The sequence below is a fragment of the Acinetobacter sp. KH_038 genome, from assembly GCF_057839405.1.
On the sequence record NZ_CM174489.1, the window covers coordinates 621130 to 637052 of the forward strand.

Genomic DNA, 15923 nt, shown 5'->3' on the forward strand with positions numbered 1-15923 from the left:
CTAAGCACTGAAAATCTAGTTGAGTAAAAGCGTGAGTATAGAAATTCCGGAAGATTTGCAAAATCTGGAAGCCAATAGCGGAATTTTTTCGATTTGGATGATTTTTCATCATTATGGGATTGATCTGCATATTCCGGACTTGGTTCAGCTCTGTCGCCATGATCCCGAGATGGGAACTTCAACTATTGCCCTTGCGGTTGCTTTGCGGACCTTAGGACTGGATGTCACTTTTTTTAGTGAATATGATGCAGACAAACAGCCGGTCGAGCTTGAGTTTTATCAACAAGCTGAGAAACTTAAAATACCTGTGGAACAGCGTGTGATCTCTTATGCAGAGATTCGGCAGCAGGTTGAAGCGGGCTGCTTCGTGATAGTGTTCTACGACACCTTAGACGGGGTAGGCAATCATTCATTGATCTATACAATCGATGAGCACGAAATCAGTTTCTTTGACAGTTTTGATACTATGTCAGCCCAGGTATTTGAGCAGCAGCGTCAAGCAGAAGGAATCTGTCAGCAAGTGATTGTGATTGATGACCGTAATTTCGTGATGCGGCATAATTAAAATGAATACATAAAAAAAGCAGTCCTGAGACTGCTTTTTGGTATCGAGGATATTATTCCTGATCCAGCTTCATTGGCTGTACATCCATTTCCTGATAAGACACCAGCTTGGATTTTTTCTTCCATTTGTATCCGAACCAGATCGCCAGGAACAATGGAATACTGATATAGGTTGAAAGTACACCCAGCCATTGGCCTGCCAGAACATCCTGATAGTTCTGACCGAGAACCACAATCGCACAGAGAATAAAAGCAAACCAAGGGGCAAAGGGAAAGAACTTGGCACGATAAGCCAGATCTTCCAGTTTATAACCTTGTGCCAGATAACCTTTACGGAAGCGATAGTGTGAAATTGCAATACCAAGCCAGACAATAAAACCACACATTCCGGACATGTTAAGTAGCCAGTTAAAGACTTCCTGCTCACCAAAGAATGTGGTCAGGAAGCAAAGTGCCGCGATTGCAGTGGTGGCATACAGCGCATTCATCGGTACACCACGTGGGTCCAGACGACCAAACAGTTTTGGTGCGCTGCCTTTGCGCGCCATATCAAATAGCATACGGGTCGATGAATACATACCCGAGTTACCCGCAGAGAGAATCGCAGTCAGAATCACAGCATTCATGATACTGGCAGCAAAAGCAAAACCGGCTTTTTCATAGAGCAGGGTAAACGGAGAAAGCGCAATATTGTCGGTCGCAGCCGCCTGTAATAAACGTGGATCATTGTAGGCGATCAGTGTGCCGATAATGAAAATACACACAATATAAAACAACAGGATACGCCAGAAAATCTGTTTGATGGCGACCGGAATGGTTTTCTTCGGATCTTTCGATTCGCCCGCAGCGACGCCGACCATTTCGGTGCCCTGGAAGGAGAATCCGGCAATCATCGCCACACCAATCAAGGCCTGGAAACCACCGACAAAGGGTGCATCACCAATGCTCCAGTTGGCAAATGCTTCGGCACCCGGAGTCAGCATGATTTTCACAATCATCCAGATTCCGATGATGATAAAGGCAATGATTGCGACAACTTTTACCAGCGAGAAGAAAAACTCAGATTCGCCAAAGCCTTTCACGGTCAGGGCATTAATTCCGAAAATAATGGCCAGGAAAATGGCGCTCCAGTATACGCCGGGAATATCGGGAAACCAGAACTTCATGATGAACTGCACCGCAACCAGTTCAAAAGCCACGGTAATGGCCCAGTTATACCAGTAGTTCCAGCCTAAGGCGAAACCAAAGCCACCCTCGACATATTTGGTACCGTAAGTAAAGAAGGCACCAGAGGTCGGATTGTGTGTGGCTAGCTCACCCAAACTGGTCATCAAGAAATAAATCATGACACCAATCAGTGCATAAGCAAGTAATGCCCCGCCTGGCCCGGCATTGGCGATGGTTGCACCCGAGGCCAGAAATAAACCTGTACCGATGGACCCGCCAATCGCGATCATGTTCAGATGACGCGCACCCAGCTTACGCTGCAGTTGCATCGTATTTTGCGTTTCGCTCATCATGATTCCTTTGTATTTTTTTGTGTACTGGCGAAGAGTACTTTAAAGCCCTGCTGATCTGCTTTCACTGTACAGCGGCCAAAGTTTTGTTCAATCAGTGTCGGATAATTCAAGAAACGGTTGGCCACGATCCACAGTTCACCGCCTGATTTTAAATGACGGCGTGAGGTTTTACACAAGGTTTCACTGGCCGTGTAATCGGTCTCGATGCCCAGATGAAATGGAGGATTGCTGACAATGGCATGCAAGAATAACGGTGCATCCTCAATGCCTGTGACTGCTTTGATTTCAATCTGTTCAGGGGTGAGCTGGTTTTCTTCAAAGGTCATTTGCGTAGAAGCCAGCGCAAAGGCATCGACATCCATCGCAAAAATACGATTTTTCGGATTTAGTTTTGCCAGATAGGCACTAATGACACCGGCACCACAACCAAAATCGGCAATTTTACCGGAAGTCACTTGTGACAGATAAGGTAGCAGTGTGGCAGTACCAATATCTAAACGGTTCTGACTAAACACGCCGGGAAGTGCACAGATATTCAGATCACCATTTGGAGTAGATACAGTATAACGCTGCGCCCAGTCCGCGAGTGCTTTTTTCTCGACTGTGCGATCTAGAACCAGTTGCCAGAGCTGGCAATGACGGGCACTATCCAGTTTCAGGGTTTTACCATAAGGTTGCAGCTGTTTTGCCGCACGCTCTATGCCGCCTTTCTTTTCGCCCACTAAAAAGACACTGCTGCCCGGTTTAAGCTGTGCTGCGACACTGTGCAATAAATAATTTAACAGTTCTTTAGATTTGGGTACGAAAATAACCGCCTGATCAAATTCAGCTTCAGGCATTTCGGCACCAAAGTGGACATCTGCCTGTTGCGACTGGAAATAGTGAAAATCATTAAAATTCCATGTCCAAACAGCCGGATTGATAGAGGCATCGAATTCAGCGAGCAGATCATCTGTTGGGGCATTAATCAGCAGGATGCGACCCGACAAAAAATCATATTGTCTTAATAAAACTTCGCTTTTAGGATCCATGGGTATCTCTCCAATATAAAGAACACTGCCTAAGTCTGACCTAGACAGTGTTCTCTGGACATGAAATTACTTCTTTGTTTCAGGAAGTACAATATTCAGAATAAGGGCAGCGATACCGCCAGTGGCAACGCCTGAGCTAAAGATATTACGGAATAACTCAGGAAGATGCTCAAGAATTTGTGGAACTTGTGCAACACCTAAACCCAGTGCCAGTGAAATCGCAATGATCAGCAGGGCACGACGGTCCAGATGGACGCCAGACAGAATGTTAATACCAGAAGCTGCCACTGCGCCAAACATGACCATTACTGCACCGCCGAGTACCGCTTGCGGAACCGCCTGGATAATACCGGAAACTGCAGGCAGTAGTCCCAGAATCACCAGCAAAACGGCAATCCAGATGCCGACATAGCGACTCGCAACACCGGTCAATTGAATGACGCCATTGTTTTGTGCAAATACCGAACTCGGGAAAGTATTGAAAATACCGGCTAGAAACGAGTTGGCACCATTGACCAGTACGCCGCCTTTAATACGCTGCATCCATTTTGGACCATCAACCGGTTGATTCGACAATTTTGAGGTCGCCGTAATATCACCAATGGCTTCCAAAGAGGTCACCAGGTAAATAAATGCCATCGGAATGAACAGACTCCAGGAGAAGCTTAGGCCGAAATGCATCGGAGTGGGAATCTGTACCAGCGGTGTATCTTTTAGACCTGAAAAATCCAGATGACCCATAAAGCCGGCCAGAATGTAACCACAAACCAATGCAATCAAAATTGCAGAACTCTTTACCCAGGTAATCCGGATTCGGTTCAGGATAATGATCAGGGCCAGTACCGTACAGGACATGATCAGGTTATCGGCATTGGCAAACGTATTGTCGCTCATGGCCTGATAACCACCGCCCATGCTGATCAGACCTTCTTTGATCAAGGTCAAACCAATCAGGAGCACCACAATTCCCGTGACTAGTGGGGTAATCAGTTTTTTGATCCATGGCAGAATTTGTGACACCCCCATTTCAATGAATGCACCAGCAATCACCACACCAAAAATTGCGGCCATGACCGATTCAACGGGTGTACCCGCAGCAACCATGGCAGAACCAATACCAATAATTGGCCCAATAAAGTTAAAGCTGGTTCCCTGAACAATCAGCAGGCCGGCCCCAAACGGACCGACTTTCTTGGACTGTAGAAATGTCGCGATTCCTGAGATCACCAGGGACATGGACAAAATCATGTTGGTGTCTTCTTTAGACACCCCGAGTGCCAGACAAATTAGTAGGCCAGGGGTTACAATCGGGACAATAATCGCCAATAAATGCTGAAATGCAGCTAAAAAAGCGATAAATGGTTTGGGACGATCATCGAGACCATATACCAGGTCAAGTTGATCTTTAGGGGGAGGAGATTGATTAAAATCAGACATGTGTCAATGCAAATTAAGGCAGGATGGCGCTATTCTAATCGACTTACACGTCTTTACAAAATCAAAAAAAGCCCATCTCTTTAAAAAAAATTGAGGAGTGTGGTAACAGTGACTATAAAAGTTTTGTATTTTTCTGTATAATTTGCCCTCAAATTACATACGCATTGAATTTACATGTCAGATATTAAAACTCTCCGTAACATCGCCATTATTGCGCACGTCGATCATGGTAAAACCACTCTTGTAGACAAACTTTTGCAACAATCAGGTGCTCTCGGTGATCGCGCGGGTGAGATTGAGCGTGTCATGGATTCTGGCGCTATTGAAAGTGAACGTGGTATTACCATTCTTGCAAAAAACACTGCAATTAAATGGACAGATGCACGTACCAATACTGAATACCGTATTAACATCGTGGACACCCCGGGACACGCCGACTTCGGTGGTGAAGTTGAACGTGTAATGTCGATGGTTGACTGCGTACTTCTTCTTGTCGATTCTCAAGAAGGCCCGATGCCACAAACTCGTTTCGTAACGCAAAAAGCGTTCGCACGTGGTTTGAAACCAATCGTAATTATCAACAAAGTTGACAAGCCAAGCGCGCGTCCAGACTGGGTAATTGACCAAGTATTCGATTTGTTCGATAACTTAGGCGGTACTGACGAACAGTTAGACTTCCCGGTTGTATATGCTTCTGGTCTTCGTGGTGTTGCTGGTCCTTCTCCAGAAGAACTTGCTGACGACATGACGCCATTGTTCCAAACAATCGTAGACATCGTTGAACCGCCAGCAGTTGACGTTGATGGTCCATTCCAGATGCAAGTGTCTTCACTTGACTATAACAGCTTCGTAGGTGTTATCGGTGTAGGTCGTATTCAACGTGGTTCAGTAAAATTGAACACACAAGTGACTGTAATCGATAAAGAAGGCAAAACACGTAACGGTCGTATCCTGAAAATCATGGGTTACCACGGTTTAGAGCGTGTTGACATCGAAGAAGCAAATGCAGGCGATATCGTTTGTGTAACAGGTATTGATGCACTCAACATTTCTGACACGATTTGTGATCCGAAAGCTGTTGAAGCACTTCCTGCACTTTCTGTTGATGAACCGACTGTTACAATGACATTCCAGGTAAACAACTCACCGTTTGCTGGTAAAGAAGGTAAATTCGTAACTTCACGTAACATCCGTGAACGTCTTGATCGCGAATTGATTCACAACGTTGCATTACGTGTTGAAGATACTGACAGTCCAGACCGTTTCAAAGTATCTGGTCGTGGTGAACTTCACCTTTCAGTTCTGATCGAAAACATGCGTCGTGAAGGTTTCGAAATGGGCGTATCTCGTCCACAAGTAATCTTGAAAGAAGTTGACGGTGTAAAACAAGAACCGTATGAAAACGTGACTTTTGACGTTGAAGAACAGCATCAAGGTTCTGTAATGGAACAAATGGGTCACCGTAAAGGCGAAATGACCAATATGGAAGTTGACGGTAAAGGCCGTATCCGTATTGAAGCAACTGTTCCTTCACGTGGCTTGATTGGTTTCCGTTCAGAATTCCTGACCATGACTTCTGGTACAGGGATCATGACGTCGAGCTTCTCGCATTACGGTCCAATGAAACAAGGTACTGTTGCGAAACGTCAAAACGGTGTGTTGATTTCTATGGTTCAAGGTACTTGCCTGGGCTATGCATTGTTCACACTGCAAGACCGTGGTCGTCTATTCGCTAAACCTCAGTTAGAAGTTTACGAAGGTATGATTATTGGTATTAACTCTCGTTCTGATGACATGACAGTTAACCCGACTAAAGCGAAACAGTTAACTAACGTACGTGCATCAGGTACTGACGAAGCGTTAACACTGGTTCCTGCAATTGAATATACGCTTGAACAAGCGCTTGAATTCATTGAAGATGACGAACTGGTTGAAGTAACACCAAAATCAATCCGTATCCGTAAGCGTTTCTTGACTGAAAACGAACGTAAACGTAACCGTTCAGGTAAATAATCTGTAGATTATTATCCAGGTTTGAAGAACCGCAATCTTTTCAAAGGTTGCGGTTTTTTTTGTATTAAAATTCTAACCAATCTTGGAAAATTTCGAAAAGCGGGTAAATTATAAGAAAATGTAACTGCATACGAATAATGTATAATCCATCGCAGACTTTAAAATGAATTATTTGGAGAGAAAAATGAGTATTATTCAAGAATTTAAGGAGTTTGCTGTCAAAGGCAACGTGATGGACCTCGCCGTGGGTGTCATCATCGGTGGGGCATTTGGTAAAATCATCGATTCCTTCGTCAAAGATATTATCATGCCGCTGGTCAGCTGGATTTTAGGCGGCGATGTGGATTATTCCAACTGGTTTGTGGTACTCGGCGATAATCCAAATAATGTCACCACCTTGGCTGCGGCACAGGCAGAAGGGCTAAACATCTTTGCCTATGGTAGTTTTCTGACCATTCTGATTAATTTCCTGTTATTGGCATGGGTCGTGTTCTGGTTAGTGAAAATGATGAATAAACTGCGCCGTAAACAGGCCGAAGAACCTGCTGCACCAGCAGCCACCCCAGAAGATATTGCATTGTTACGTGAAATTCGTGATGAATTGAAAAAGCGTCCAGAAGCTTAAGCTGGCTTGGAAATAAAAAAACGGCGCAAGATGCGCTGTTTTTTTAACTTCTCTTTATGGGAGAGGACTGGGGTGAGGGTAATTGGATTTTTTTACCTCTCCCTAACCCTCTCCTGAGAGGAGAGGGAAGCTTAAAGGAATTAAAAATCCATCCGGAACTTAATTTCCACTAAGTGAAAACCGAACTGGCTTTTGACCGGGCCATGCAATACCCGTTCAGCAGCAGTAAAGACCAGTTTATCAATCACTGGAACCAGCTGGCCTTTTTTCACTTCGCCCAGTTCACCGCCACGTTTGGCAGAATTACAGGTTGAATATTGTTTGGCGACTTTATTGAAATCGGCACCACTCAAAATCTTCTGTTTAAGCTGCTCGGCAGTGTCTTTGTCCTTGACCAGAATATGACGCACAATCGCTGTTTTCATGACTTTTTCCCTCTTACAGTGGCCACTTTTTTCACAGGGCGTGCGATCTTTTTCAAAGGTTGGCATTCTGGACAGAAAACTGAAGCACGTTGTCCCAATTTGATATTTTCAAGTGTGGTTTCGCAATTCACGCACATTTCCCCAGCTCGGCCATAAGCCAGCAGGGTCTGCTGGAAATAGCCATTTTCGCCCATGGCATTGGTGTAGTCTCTCAAGGTCGAGCCGCCCAGATCAATCGCCTGTTTTAATATGCGCTTGATCTCCAGCACCAACTTTTCGATCTGTGCCAAGCTTAAGGTCGAGGCAGGTTGTGCCGGATGAATGCCCATATTGAACAGGCTTTCAGTGGCATAAATATTGCCAACGCCCACCACGACATGGTTATCCATAATAGCAACTTTAGTGCCAACGTTTTTATTCTTCAGTTTTTCAAATAAATACTGCGCATTAAAATTTTCACTGAGGGGTTCCGGTCCGAGTGTGTCAATCAGTTTGCTTTGTGATTGGTCATCGAGCCAAAGAATGCAGCCGAAACGGCGCGGATCGTGATAACGCAGTTCAATGTCATCAAACTGGATAATCAAGTGATCATGTTTACGTAATTCTTCATTGTGATCACATAGACGAAAACTACCCGACATGCCTAAATGCCAGAGCATGGTGTCGTGTTCAAACTCTGCCAGAATATATTTGGAACGGCGCGTGAGCTGCAGTAATTTCTGTCCTACCAGTTTTTCTATATTTGTCGGGATGGGCCAGCGCAAACTGGACTGACGGACTTCAACGCGTTTTACCCGCTGTTCCAATAAAGGCAATAAACTGGTTTTGGTGGTTTCAACTTCTGGTAATTCAGGCATAACACATCAAAGGCGAGGGAGATGCAGCTAATATTGGGTGAATATGCTGTGATTGCAAGCCTTAATCAGCATCAACCCCTGAGAAAATACCGGAGTAGCTTAACTTGATATTACTTATACTGATCTCAGGAACATACCGATTTTCAAGACAGGCTAATTATTTTTATGAAAAGTCTTTTAAATCAAAAGAATTAGGTTTGCAGCCAGTCTGTTCACTGAGCTTGCCGATCTGGCAGACGTTATTGGTAATGAGGCGTATATCCCTCCTCACCAATGATCAATGTATAAGGGAGTTTACCCGAATAGCAGAGTTGCCTGAGTGAACTCTCTCCTGCACAAAAGCTCGGAGTGAAATATAGGGCTGCGCTAGATTGTTAGGTCATCATATTCTGGGCTTGGCTGTTACCCTAGACATGTGAATTATCGCCTAGCAACTTCACATCTGACCTTCAATATAGATGCAAAATACAATATCGAACTCAACTCTAGCCATAATCCAACAAAATGGCTGAGCTTAGGGCCAAGCCTGCAATATATGGTCAATCCAGAGTCTAGCAACAAGCCAGATAATGCATTCACACTTGGTTTAACCCGTCTTGTCATCTTCTAAAAAGTGACGGTTCACGTTATAACTAAACAGGCTTTTTAGAGCCTGTTTTTATTGCCCGATCATACTTCACATGAATAAAGAGGGAATGCCACGTGACATTATTATTTCAACCGCTAAAGTTCGGTTCATTATCACTCAGCAATAAAATTATTATTGCGCCGATGTGTCAATATTCGGCCACAGATCAGGGTGAAATTACATATTGGCATGAGCAGCAATGGGCGAGTTATGCTCTTTCTGGCGCTGGCCTATGTATTGTGGAAGCGACTGCAGTACAACCCGAAGGCCGTATTAGTTATGCCGATCTGGGCTTATGGAATGATCAGCAAGCTGCCAAAATCAAAGCATTATTGGCCAAGGTCAAATCTATATCACCAATGCCATTTGCGATCCAGCTGGCACACGCGGGGCGCAAGGCTTCTACCGATAAACCCTGGTCAGGCAAGGGTCAGATTGCCCCGGATCAGCCGAATGGCTGGCAAACTGTCTCTGCGAGTAACTTGCCTTTTCAGCCAGATGAACATCCGCCAAAAGCTTTAAGCCAGTCGGAAATTGATCAGGTCATTGCAGATTTTGCCGAAAGCGCCAAACGTGCCGTTGAGGCCGGTTTTGATCTGGTCGAGCTGCATGCAGCACATGGCTATCTGTTACATCAGTTTATGTCACCCCTTTCAAATAAACGCGATGATCAATATGGCGGTTCACTGGAAAACCGGATTCGCCTGACGCTGGAAGTATTTAAAGCCATGCAGGCAGCGGTTCCGGAAGGTTATCCAATCGGGGTTCGTATTTCAGCAAGTGACTGGATGGAGCATGAGGAGAGCTGGAATATTGATTCTTCGGTTGAACTGTCTAAAGCACTTGAAGCGGTGGGTGCAGCTTATATTCATATTTCCAGTGCCGGCCTGCATGTCAAACAGAATATTGATGTGAAGCCGAACTACCAGGTGCCTTTTGCAGATACCATCAAGAAAGCGGTGAATATTCCGGTGATCGCTGTGGGTTTAATTACTGAAGCCGAACAGGCAGAAAATATTCTGCAACAAGGTCAGGCGGATGCCATCGCTATCGCGCGGGCGATTCTTTACGATCCACACTGGCCTTGGCATGCGGCAGCGACGCTTGAAGAAAAACTGAAAATTTCACCGCAATATTTACGCAGTGCACCGCATGGTTTGAATCATCTGTTTGAGTCTTTTTAACACTGTTTTAGATTAGAACGTCTTATAATGGCTCATCACTGGCAAGCGGACGCTGCATTATGATTTTTGCGGTCATTATGCCCATTTTTTTATTATTGGCACTGGGTTATCTGACTGTAAAAAGTCAAGTGTTGAACAAAGAGCAAGTGGCGACGGTCGGTGCTTTTGTGATTAAAGTGGCCTTGCCATTGCTGTTTTTCCAGTCCCTTGCCTCGAAAGATCTGCATGAAATCTGGTATTTCGAATACTTCGCCGTGTATAGCAGCGTAACCTTGCTGCTGTATGGCAGCGGGTTCTGGATCATGCGCCGTCATTTTCAGAACAGTCATTCACAGAGTGCAGTTTTGTCGCTAGGTGGTGCGATGTCGAATACCGGACTGATTGGTACTGCGGTGCTCAGTCTGCTCATCGGGCAGCAGGCCATGACTTATACTTCTCTGGTAGTCATCATCGAGAGTGTATTGCTGATTCCTCTGGTGCTGGTCGTGGCGGCGCTGGGCACGCAGCATCAGGCCAATCTGGCGGCTATTCTAAAAAATGTCATCCTGACCTTGCTTAAGAACCCCTTGTTCATGGGGGTCATGCTGGGTATAGCCTGTGCGGTTTTCCAGATTAAAATTCCACTGTATATCGATCAGGTCTTTGCCTTGATTGGACAGACCGCATCACCCTTGGCCCTGTTTGCGATTGGTGGCGGTATTGTGGGAATGAGTCTGAAATATGTCAATCTGCAAAGTTTTTATCTGGTATTTTCCTGCAATATCATGATGCCACTGCTGATGTATCTCGGGCTCAGTCAATTGACCGATTTAAGTCAGGAAATGGTCTATGCCGGCACCCTGATTGCGGCCTTGCCGATGCCAACCATCTTTGGCATGCTGGGGCAGGCCTATGGCTTAAATGACCGGGCCTTAACCCCATTGTTGATGAGCACCATCGTTGGCTTTATCGTGACCAGTGGCCTTATTGCCTTATGGTGGGGATAAGATTTCAGAATAATTTTAATATAATGAAAAAGCCCCAGATTGTAATGGGGCTTTTTTGGTCTGAATTTTAGCAGTCCAGATTAACTCTTTTTGGCAGGTGCTTTTTTCTGCTCCAGCATCATTTTGTCGACTGCGGCCAGAGATTCTTTGGCCTGTGGAATATTTTGCTGGGCCAGTGCAGCAAAGATCTTTTTCGCTTCTGGCAGGTTTTGCGGCACGATGCTGCCATTGGCGAACATATTGCCGACTGCCATCAGGGCAGGGATATAGCCTTTTTTTGCCAGATCCTGAATACTGCTTAAACCTTGCTGAATCGGTTTTTCATCTTTGTTTTTAAAGCCCATACTGATGTCATATAAGGCTTTGGCATGAATCGCCTGCATATTGCCTTTGGTGATTAAGGGTTGCAGCTTTTGCAGTCCGCTCTTGTTTGCAGCAGGTGTACCTTCCGCAAATAACAGGATGGCCAGATCGATACTGGCATCATCAAACTGAGCAGCCGAGGCACGTTCCAGATACTGTTTGGCTTTGGTTAAATCCTGTTTTAGTCCCAATGTGCCAGCAGCATAGTTTTTACCCAGTACATAATTGGCCACAGGATAGCCTTTAGCAGCTGACTGTTCATAGAGTTGAATGGCTTTTTTCTCGTCTTTGGCAGTACCTTGGCCCGTCTGGGTTAAATAGCCTAGGTTGTATATGGCTTGTGCATTGCCCTGGCTGGCTAATCTGTTTAAGGCCTCATAGGCATCTTTAAAGTTATTGGCTTTGACCATTGCTTCGATTTTTGCGAATTGCGGATCAAGCTGTTCTTTTGCTGTATTTGCCAGAGCGAATTGTGCAGACATGGCAACAACGACAGCGAGTACTAATTTTTTCATGGTTCCTATAACCTTATTATTGCTGACACCTAATTCCATGGTGTGGTTTTAATCGTTTTCATTTACATCATAAAAGGATTTTTCACTTTGTAAATATGCAAAGCATGATTAGATACAAATCACCGAGTCCTGTTTAGACGCGCAATTCATCTTCATTTTTGACAGATTCAAGATAAATCAGGCAGATATTCACAAGATGACTTTGCTTCGGTGGGCTTCTCTGTTTAAATCTCGGTTTGAGCCAGCTTTGCGGAATTGAACCATGTTTGTCAAAACTATTAGACGTCACTATGACAGAGTCAATGCAGATGAATCGATTGCTGATGAAGACAAGATTGATGCATTACTGATGAAGCTCGGTGCTAGTTTTTTGGTGAGCTGTGAAGATCGGGTGTATATTTTTGAGCATGAAGGACATAGCGCAAGATTTGATGCAAAACATGCGCGGGCCTTTCATTTTAAAGAGTATGTGGTAAAAGACATGAATAAGCTGTTTCACCACTTTAACGTATAACTGGGTAAAGCCTCCGCATTCGGAGGCTTCAGGATTTCTTGGCTGGGAATTTAAAGAACTTCTTTGACAGTAGACTTCAGTTTTACTGCAGATTCGCGTGCCAAGAAATAATAGAAACTTGCCCCCAGGAAAGCGCCAATAAACCAGTTAAACGCGGCCAGATACTGTAATTTGGGTACCAGAGTAAAGACCAGCCCAATCATGACTGCGGGCATAAGAGCACCGATGGCTTTGGGATTAAATCCACCTTTATACCAATATGCACCGTCTTTCTGATCTTTAAATAAATCTTCAACAATGACCTTTTGCTTTTTAACAAAATAAAAGTCTGCAATCAAAATACCAAACAATGGGCCAATGAATGCAGCCAGTACATCTAGGGTATAGTGGATGAGTTCTGGTGAATTAAACAGGTTCCATGGGGTAATTAATACCGAACCGACTGCTGCAATCATGCCACCACTACGAAAGCTCAGTTTTTGTGGTGAGATATTGGAAAAATCGAAACCTGCCGAAACAAAGTTCGCCACAATGTTAATACCAATCGTGGCAGTGAGAACCGTCAATAAACCCAGTACAACTGCAAATGTATTGTCAATCATAACCACTGTTTCAAGCGGGTCGGTGACCATTTTTCCAAAAAGGCTGTAGGTGCCCGAAACCGTAATCACGGTAATCAGCGAGAAAAAGATAAAGTTAAATGGTAATCCCCAAAAGTTGCCTTTTTTCACCTGCTGCATGGATTTTCCATAACGTGAAAAGTCGCCAAAATTGAGCAATGGTCCGGAAAAATAAGACACCACCAAGGCAATCGCAACCATGGTTTGCATGACCTGCTCAGACAAGGTCAGTGACTGACTGCCCAGATTAAATGAAATATTGCTCCATCCGACCTGAAGCACAAGCCAGGCTGCGAGTGCGAGCATGACGACATAAACCAGAGGTCCTGCCCAATCAATAAATACCTTGATGGTATTCATGCCTTTCCAGAACACCAGTGCCTGTAATACCCACATAATGCCAAAGCAAATCCAGCCAATTGTAGACAGGCCGGCAAAGCCTGTTTCGGTCAATGGGCTTAAACCTGGATAGAATTTTAATAAAATCAGCATTAATGCATTCGAGGCCAGCCATGTTTGAATGCCGTACCATGCCACCGCAATAAAACCACGGATCAAAGCTGGAATATTGGCGCCAAAGACTCCAAATGACTGCCGTGCAATGACAGCATAAGGCACACCTGCAACTTGGCTCGGTTTCGCCACAAGATTGGCGGCGAGCTGCACAATTAAAATACCGACAATTAAGGCAACAAATACCTGCCAGCTAGCAAGTCCGAGAGCAAACAGGCTGGCTGCCACCAGATAGCCCCCCATGCTGTGAACATCTGACATCCAGAAAGAAAAAATGTTATACCAAGTCCAATTTTGTTTTGCAGGCATCAAATCCTCATTACTGAGTTTTGGGCTGAATTTTGTCTTATCCATACCGATCCATTAGCGATTCATTTTGCTGAATTGAGCAGAATGTATGCCAAGTACCGGCTCTAATTTTTTAAGTAATTGAAAGTAATATATTTATTGATTTGTATGGTTTGATTCTTGCATGTGCTTATGCCTTGTTGAAACAGCAATGACTGTTTTAACCCTCTTCTATAGATTTAAGCACAGTGAAATCACGTATGAATGTAAAGATTCAGGTCATTAATCCCAATACCTGCCTTGAAATGACGCAGGCCATTGGCAGAGCTGCACAGAAAGTTGCTTTGCCAACCACAAGCATTTTTGCCGTTTCGCCTCAACATGGGGTTGCTTCCATCGAAGGCCATTATGATGAAGCTGTCTCTGCCATCGGCATACTGGAGCTGGTAAAACAGGGGCGACAGCAGCAGGTAGATGGGCATGTGATTGCCTGTTTTGGTGATCCTGCACTGCATGCAGCGCGAGAGATTGCGGAAGCGCCTGTGATTGGTATTGCAGAAGCTGCCTTTCATATGGCGACCCTTGTTGCGACCAAATTTTCCATTGTGACCACCTTGCCGCGTACCAAAATCATTGCTGAACATTTATTGCAGCAATATGGTTTTAAACAACACTGCGCCAAAATTCGCTGTATCGATTTACCAGTATTGGCTCTGGAAAATGACAAAGAACATGCTTATCAGACTTTGCTTGAAACCTGTCGTCAATCGAAACAACAAGATGATATCGGTGCAATTGTCTTGGGCTGTGGCGGCATGGCAGAAATGGCAGAGCAGGTTGCTCAAGAGCTTGATATACCGGTGATTGATGGTGTAAGTGCCGCAGTCAAACTGCTTGAGGCTTTAAAGGGAATGGGCCTGAAAACCAGCAAGTGGGGCGATTATGATTTTCCAAATGCCAAATAGCCGGCCTTAAAATACAAAAGGCTTCTGTTAAAGAAGCCTTTTTCGATCCGGGTCTAATCTTATTGCGGGCGTGCCACATCACCACTTAAGGCTTCAGGTAAATCCAGAACCTCCAGGTCTAACTCAGACAATGCTTCAGGTTTGGCGACCACCAGGGCTTTATAAGCGTCATTCACGCTGATGCTATTCACCACTTCAACATTGTTGTTGAGCTGAGTGCCGGCGTCAGGTGCGGGACCTGTGCCTTGAATCAGATGCAGCCAATGTTTCGGTTTGGCTTTAAACCATAAACGTGCAATGACTTCCTGACCCAGATAGCAGCCCTTGTCATAGTGAATGCCTTCACGTTGATGCAAACGTAATTCTTGTGGTTGAAACAGGGTTGCAGTTGTGGCCTGAATCCAGGCCTGACCTGATTCAATCGCTTGCTGTGCCCATGCTGCAACATCGGTTTCAGTCTGGACAAAGTCAGTCTGGATATCATTGATCACAGGATAAACCGCACCCAGCAACTCCAGTTTCATTTTTGAAAAGGCACCAAATTTTTTAATATGATTGGCCAGTTCAGTGGCCTGATCTGCAGTGCTGACAATTTCAAAGCTTTCCGGACTGATTTTTTTAAGCCATAAGCCAAATTGGATTCGTCCTTTCAGACTACAGATTGCGGTATAACGGGTCTGGTTTTCAACCAATGTTTCAGTATTCAAAGTCACCTGACCTTGAAGGAATTTTTGCGCATCTACACCATTCAGACTAAACAATGTAAAAGCAGGAGACGTTGCCATGATAAGCCTCAGTTTGAATACTATAAATCAATAAGACTATTGTGCAGCAAGCACTATCCAGAGGCAAATAAAAAAGCCCACAATATCAAT

At 44.7% G+C, this 15923-nt stretch carries 16 protein-coding genes; 8 read left to right on the plus strand and 8 right to left on the minus strand.

The annotated features are described in order from the left end of the window. Positions 1–31: 31 nt before the first annotated feature. Positions 32–565, plus strand: a complete 534-nt coding sequence (locus tag AC3IT7_RS02860) for a peptidase C39 (protein ID WP_489249324.1) — start codon at positions 32–34, stop codon at positions 563–565. Between the two features lie 52 nt (positions 566–617). Here the strand turns inward: AC3IT7_RS02860 and AC3IT7_RS02865 are convergent, their stop codons facing one another. From AC3IT7_RS02865 to AC3IT7_RS02875, 3 genes are all read right to left on the minus strand, one after another. Next, entirely contained in the window at positions 618–2081 is a 1464-nt protein-coding gene (locus AC3IT7_RS02865) for an amino acid permease (protein ID WP_489249325.1), read from the minus strand. Further along, positions 2081–3115: a methyltransferase gene (locus AC3IT7_RS02870; protein ID WP_489249326.1), complete on the minus strand. Its 1035-nt coding sequence runs from the start codon at positions 3113–3115 to the stop codon at positions 2081–2083. Before AC3IT7_RS02870 ends, AC3IT7_RS02865 begins: the two co-directional genes overlap by 1 nt. A 66-nt stretch (positions 3116–3181) precedes the next feature. Next, on the minus strand, positions 3182–4552 hold the full coding sequence (locus AC3IT7_RS02875) for a uracil-xanthine permease family protein (RefSeq protein ID WP_489249327.1): 1371 nt from the start codon (positions 4550–4552) through the stop codon (positions 3182–3184). Between the two features lie 174 nt (positions 4553–4726). On the opposite strand from AC3IT7_RS02875, the gene typA reads away from it, so the two are divergent. Both typA and mscL read left to right on the plus strand, forming a co-directional pair. Then, complete coding sequence (gene typA / locus AC3IT7_RS02880) at positions 4727–6565, plus strand: translational GTPase TypA (RefSeq protein ID WP_489249328.1); 1839 nt, start codon at positions 4727–4729, stop codon at positions 6563–6565. Positions 6566–6749: 184 nt separating this feature from the next. Beyond that, complete coding sequence (mscL, locus tag AC3IT7_RS02885; RefSeq protein ID WP_489249329.1) at positions 6750–7190, plus strand: large conductance mechanosensitive channel protein MscL; 441 nt, start codon at positions 6750–6752, stop codon at positions 7188–7190. Positions 7191–7330: 140 nt separating this feature from the next. On the opposite strand, the gene AC3IT7_RS02890 is transcribed toward mscL, so the two are convergent. Next, a complete protein-coding gene (locus tag AC3IT7_RS02890; RefSeq protein ID WP_489249330.1) occupies positions 7331–7615 on the minus strand; it encodes a peptidylprolyl isomerase in 285 nt (94 codons plus the stop codon). Further along, on the minus strand, positions 7612–8472 hold the full coding sequence (gene mutM / locus AC3IT7_RS02895) for a bifunctional DNA-formamidopyrimidine glycosylase/DNA-(apurinic or apyrimidinic site) lyase (protein WP_489249331.1): 861 nt from the start codon (positions 8470–8472) through the stop codon (positions 7612–7614). Before mutM ends, AC3IT7_RS02890 begins: the two co-directional genes overlap by 4 nt. Positions 8473–8887: 415 nt before the next feature. On the opposite strand from mutM, the gene AC3IT7_RS02900 reads away from it, so the two are divergent. From AC3IT7_RS02900 to AC3IT7_RS02910, 3 genes are all read left to right on the plus strand, one after another. Beyond that, positions 8888–9082, plus strand: coding sequence for a carbohydrate porin (locus AC3IT7_RS02900; RefSeq protein WP_489249332.1), 195 nt, complete (start codon positions 8888–8890; stop codon positions 9080–9082). Positions 9083–9174: 92 nt separating this feature from the next. After that, positions 9175–10284 carry an NADH:flavin oxidoreductase/NADH oxidase gene (locus AC3IT7_RS02905; RefSeq protein WP_489249333.1) on the plus strand — a complete coding sequence of 370 codons (1110 nt, stop codon included), beginning with the start codon at positions 9175–9177 and terminating at the stop codon, positions 10282–10284. A gap of 59 nt (positions 10285–10343) precedes the next feature. Next, positions 10344–11270 (plus strand): AEC family transporter, encoded by a 927-nt coding sequence (locus AC3IT7_RS02910; RefSeq protein ID WP_489249334.1) that lies wholly within the window; start codon positions 10344–10346, stop codon positions 11268–11270. A gap of 80 nt (positions 11271–11350) precedes the next feature. On the opposite strand, the gene AC3IT7_RS02915 is transcribed toward AC3IT7_RS02910, so the two are convergent. Beyond that, entirely contained in the window at positions 11351–12148 is a 798-nt protein-coding gene (locus AC3IT7_RS02915) for a tetratricopeptide repeat protein (protein ID WP_489249335.1), read from the minus strand. 262 nt (positions 12149–12410) lie between these two features. On the opposite strand from AC3IT7_RS02915, the gene AC3IT7_RS02920 reads away from it, so the two are divergent. Continuing rightward, positions 12411–12662, plus strand: coding sequence for a hypothetical protein (locus AC3IT7_RS02920; RefSeq protein ID WP_489249336.1), 252 nt, complete (start codon positions 12411–12413; stop codon positions 12660–12662). 50 nt (positions 12663–12712) lie between these two features. On the opposite strand, the gene AC3IT7_RS02925 is transcribed toward AC3IT7_RS02920, so the two are convergent. After that, a complete protein-coding gene (locus AC3IT7_RS02925) occupies positions 12713–14149 on the minus strand; it encodes an NCS1 family nucleobase:cation symporter-1 (RefSeq protein ID WP_489249337.1) in 1437 nt (478 codons plus the stop codon). 194 nt (positions 14150–14343) lie between these two features. On the opposite strand from AC3IT7_RS02925, the gene AC3IT7_RS02930 reads away from it, so the two are divergent. Then, the gene (locus AC3IT7_RS02930; RefSeq protein WP_489249338.1) at positions 14344–15048 is read left to right on the plus strand and encodes an aspartate/glutamate racemase family protein; all 705 of its coding nucleotides are present in this window, start codon (positions 14344–14346) and stop codon (positions 15046–15048) included. Positions 15049–15107: 59 nt separating this feature from the next. Here AC3IT7_RS02930 and ygfZ read toward each other — a convergent pair whose 3' ends face one another. Then, entirely contained in the window at positions 15108–15833 is a 726-nt protein-coding gene (ygfZ, locus tag AC3IT7_RS02935) for a CAF17-like 4Fe-4S cluster assembly/insertion protein YgfZ (RefSeq protein WP_489249339.1), read from the minus strand. Between the last annotated feature and the right edge of the window lie 90 nt (positions 15834–15923).